The 4,457-nt window shown below is 59.0% G+C and carries 5 protein-coding genes; all 5 read right to left on the bottom strand.

Features of this window, described 5'->3' with window-relative positions; translation table 11 throughout:
- Positions 1–82: 82 nt before the first annotated feature.
- The gene (locus ACXRVY_RS18190) at positions 83–817 is read right to left on the bottom strand and encodes an amino acid ABC transporter ATP-binding protein (protein WP_007985725.1); all 735 of its coding nucleotides are present in this window, start codon (positions 815–817) and stop codon (positions 83–85) included.
- Positions 814–1,485, bottom strand: a complete 672-nt coding sequence (locus ACXRVY_RS18185; RefSeq protein ID WP_458237914.1) for an amino acid ABC transporter permease — start codon at positions 1,483–1,485, stop codon at positions 814–816. Before ACXRVY_RS18185 ends, ACXRVY_RS18190 begins: the two co-directional genes overlap by 4 nt.
- The gene (locus tag ACXRVY_RS18180; protein ID WP_458237913.1) at positions 1,485–2,231 is read right to left on the bottom strand and encodes an amino acid ABC transporter permease; all 747 of its coding nucleotides are present in this window, start codon (positions 2,229–2,231) and stop codon (positions 1,485–1,487) included. The genes ACXRVY_RS18185 and ACXRVY_RS18180 overlap by 1 nt, the downstream gene beginning before the upstream one ends.
- Positions 2,232–2,426: 195 nt before the next feature.
- Positions 2,427–3,341: a glutamate/aspartate ABC transporter substrate-binding protein gene (locus tag ACXRVY_RS18175; protein WP_223458271.1), complete on the bottom strand. Its 915-nt coding sequence runs from the start codon at positions 3,339–3,341 to the stop codon at positions 2,427–2,429.
- Between the two features lie 277 nt (positions 3,342–3,618).
- On the bottom strand, positions 3,619–4,457 hold an 839-nt coding region (locus ACXRVY_RS18170), incomplete at its 5' end, for a glucan biosynthesis protein (protein ID WP_458237912.1).

The raw sequence follows: 4,457 nt of genomic DNA, 5'->3' as shown, positions 1-4,457 counted from the left end.
GATGTTGAATGTCAGTCCGCTATCGCGAGCAAGCTCGCTCCCACAGGGGGGCGGTGCGGCTTCTGGCTATTGCCCAGTGCTTTTAGTGCTGCAGAATCTTGTTGAGGAAGTGCTGCGTACGATCCGCACGGGCGTTGATGTCGCCGAAGAACTCCTCTTTCTTGCAGTCTTCGATGATCTTGCCGGCGTCCATGAAGATCACCCGGTCCGCCACTTTACGGGCGAAGCCCATTTCGTGGGTCACGCACATCATGGTCATGCCTTCGTGGGCCAGTTGCACCATCACGTCGAGCACTTCGTTGACCATTTCCGGGTCCAGCGCCGAGGTCGGTTCGTCGAACAGCATGACGATCGGGTCCATCGCCAGCGCACGGGCAATCGCCACGCGCTGTTGCTGGCCACCCGACAGTTGGCCCGGGTGCTTGTGGGCATGGGCCGAGAGACCGACGCGCTCGAGCAGTTGCAGGCCTTTTTTGGTGGCTTCTTCCTTGCTGCGGCCCAGCACCTTGATCTGCGCGATGGTCAGGTTTTCTGTAATGGTCAGGTGCGGGAACAGCTCGAAGTGCTGGAACACCATGCCCACGCGGGAACGCAGTTTCGGCAGGTTGGTCTTCGGGTCGGCGATGGAGGTGCCGTCGACCACGATGTCGCCTTTCTGAAACGGCTCCAGGGCGTTGACGCACTTGATCAGGGTCGATTTGCCGGAACCGGACGGCCCGCACACCACGATCACTTCGCCTTTTTTGACCTCGGTGCTGCAATCAGTCAGTACCTGGAAGTCCCCATACCACTTGTTGATGCTTTTGATAGAGATCATACGGCGAACCTTTTTTGCAGACGCTTGACCAGCCGCGAGGCGGCAAAGCTGATGGTGAAGTACACGAGGCCGGCGAAAACCAGGAACTCATTGGAGCGGCCAATGATGTCGCCACTGGCGCGCGAAGCATTGAGGAAGTCCACCAGGCCGACGGCGTRGACCAGCGAGGTGTCCTGAAACAGGATGATGCTCTGTTGCAGCAACAGTGGGGTCATCTTGCGGAATGCCTGCGGCAGGATGATCAGGCGCATCATCTGGCCATAAGTCATGCCCAGCGCCTGGGCAGCGCCCATCTGGCCCTTGGGAATCGACTGCACACCGGCGCGGACGATTTCGCAGAAGTATGCCGCTTCGAACATCATGAAGGCCACGATGCAGGAGGCGAACGCGCCGATCGGCGTGTCTTCGCCGGTGATCCAGCGCAGCACGAACGGCACCGCCAGGTAGAACCAGGTGATGACCAGCAGCAACGGGATCGAACGGAAATAGTTGACGTAGGCGCCCGCGATGTTCGACAGCACTTTGCTGTGGGACAGACGCATCAATGCCAGGATGGTGCCGAGGATGATCCCGCCGACCACGCCCATGGCCATCAGCTTGAGGGTCATGATCATGCCGTTCCACAGGCCCGGCAGGGACGGGATGATGCCCGAGAAGTCGAATTCCATCATTTACCCCCTACGGAAATCAGGCCCGGTACGGCGACTTTCTTCTCGACCATGCGCATCAGCAGCATCAGGCTCATGTTCAGGGTGAAGTAGATCAGCGTTGMCAGGGTGAAGGCCTCGAACAGGTTGGCGGAAAACTCGGCAGTCTGTTTGGTCTGCGCCAGCAGTTCCATCAGGCCGATCAGCGAGGCCACGGACGTGTTCTTGAATACGTTCAAAAATTCCGAGGTGAGCGGCGGAATGATGATCCGGTAGGCCTGGGGCAGCAGCACGTTCCAGTAGATCTGCGGCAGCTTGAAACCCATGGCRCGGGCYGCGGATTCCTGGCCYTTGGGCAGGGCCTGGATACCGGTGCGCACCTGTTCGCAAACSCGGGCSGTRGTGAACAGGCCCAGGCACACCACGACGCTGAGGAAGGCCGAGGTGGTCGGGTTCAGATCCTGCTTGTACCACTCTTGCAGGTCCGGCGGCAGCAGGTCAGGTACCAGGAAGTACCAGATGAACAGCTGAACCAGTAGCGGCACGTTACGGAAGAGTTCGACGTAGCAGGTGGCGATGCCCGATACGATGCGGTTCGGCACAGTACGCATGACGCCCAGGATCGAGCCCAGTGTCAGGGCGATGATCCAGGCCGCGATGGCGATGCCGATGGTCCAGCCCAAACCGGTCACGTACCAGTCGAAATAGGTCTCGCTGCCCACGCCGGTGGACTTGAAGAACACGCCCCAGTCCCAGTTGTAATTCATTAGGGTCTCCCCTCGGATTCGATCGATGTACAAATACCCGCTTGGGGGAAGCTCCGTTCCCGCCTGTCCTTGAGGGACAGGCACACGCGCCCGGCTCGACAGCCACCGGTTCGAGTGTTTCCAAAAAATGCCAGCAGGGAGTGACCATCTCCTGAAAGGGCATGCGCCCTGTCAGGAGATAAGGTTAGTCAGAAATCAGGATTTCTTGTCGTCAGCCGCTTTATCGGTCGGATTGGCGATCAGGGCCTTGAGCTCGTTGCTCATCGGGAAATTCAGGTTCAGGCCTTTTGGCGGGATTGGCTGCATGAACCATTTTTCGTAGATCTTGTTGATCTCGCCCGATGCGTAGGTGGCCTTGATGGCGTCATCCACAGCCTTTTTGAACGGCTCGTCGCCTTTGCGCACCATGCAACCGTAGATTTCGTAGGACTGCGGAGTACCGGTCACTGCCCAGTCTTTCGCATTCTTGGCCTTGGCTGCTTCACCTGCCAGCAGGGCGTCGTCCATCATGAAAGCCACGGCACGGCCGGTTTCCAGCATCTGGAAGGATTCGCCATGGTCTTTGGCGGAGATGACGTTCATGCCCATCTGCTTGTCGGCGTTCATCGCCTTGAGGATGCGCTCGGAGGTGGTGCCGGCGGTGGTCACGACGTTCTTGCCGGCCAGGTCAGGGAAATCCTTGTACTTGGAGTCTGCCTTGGACAGCAGACGAGTACCGATTTCGAAGATGCCAACGGAGAAGTCAACTTGCTGCTGACGCTCGACGTTGTTGGTGGTGGAGCCGCACTCCAGGTCCACGGTGCCGTTCTGCACCAGCGGGATGCGGGTTTGCGAAGTCACCAGGTTGTACTTGACCTGGAGGTTCGGCATATCGAGGTCTTTTTTCAGCGCTTCGACGACTTTCAGCTGGATGTCGTGGGAGTAGCCGACCGGTTTGCCGGAAGCATCCGCGATGTAGGAGAACGGAATGGAAGCGTCACGATGCCCGAGGGTGATGACGCCGGACTCTTTGATCTTCTTCAGGGTGCCGGTCAGTTCGGCGGCGAAAACTGGCGTGCTGATCAGAGCGGCAGCAATGGCTGCGCCCAGGATGTGGGGAACGATGCGCATCAAATTTTCCTCGACATTGTTTTTTTTATGGAGCCAGTTCATCGGCCCTTTTGTGCTGCAAATCGCCTGAGCGCTACTGAGAGAGGGCGCAAAGGACATTCGTCGAAGAAGTGTAGAGCATGACTCGTGCCAGACCAGTGACAATAGGTCATGTTATTGATTTATAAGGAAATTAAATATTTATGGCGCGAATATTGAGGTTGGATGATCCGGTTAACCGAACTGACCCGCAGGTCGCGTTCGGAAAACCGAATGGTAGTTGGGTGCTACTTGGCTGTCAGGGATATTTGCGCTTGTCCGGGGCGGGCGGGAAGTACTGATACAACCAGGTTTCGCTCAGCGTGCGGTCGTTGGTGCGGATGAACAGGCGCAGCTCGACAGGCTCCACGCTGTCATTGGTCGGGTACCAGTCAAACAGGATGCGGTAGCCCTTGATGTCATCGAGCTTGAGAACGCTGAAATCCTTGACCTCGCCGTTCGAGCAAGTGACCACCGGCTCGATACCGGCGCCTTCGGGCAAACGGTCCAGACCGCCGCCGGTGAAGTCCACGGCAAACCGCCGCGCCCAGACTGGCGGGTAATGCTCGCCCGGCGCCCAGCCTTCGGTGAATCCGCCCATGCCTGAACGGGTCGCATTGACCCGCGCCAGTGGCGTACCGACCGGGGGCAGTGCGCTCCAGTAGAGTTTGTAGCCGTAGTTCAGCGAATCGCCGGCCGCTACCGGTTTCTTCGGGGTCCAGAAGGCGACGATGTTGTCCATGGTTTCGCCGGTGGTCGGAATCTCCAGCAGATCGATCGAGCCTTCGCCCCATGCGGTGGTCGGTTCGACCCACAGGCTCGGGCGGCGGCTGTACCAGTCGACGGTGTCCTGATAACTGGCGAACTCGTGGTCGGTCTGTACCAGGCCGAAGCCCTTCGGGTCGGTATCGGCGAAGGCATTGAATTGCAGGGTCGCCGGGTTATTCAGCGGGCGGCAGATCCACTCGCCGTTGCCGCGCCACATGGCCAGGCGGTCGGAGTCATGGATTTGCGGGTGAATGGTGTCGCACATCCGGCGCTCGTGGGTGCCGCAACTGAACATGCTGGTCATCGGCGCGATGCCCAACTGGTCGATGG

The sequence above is a fragment of the Pseudomonas sp. P5_A2_2 genome, from assembly GCF_054177685.1.
Note: the sequence above shows the minus strand (reverse complement) of the source record. Positions and strands in the feature narration are given on the sequence as shown.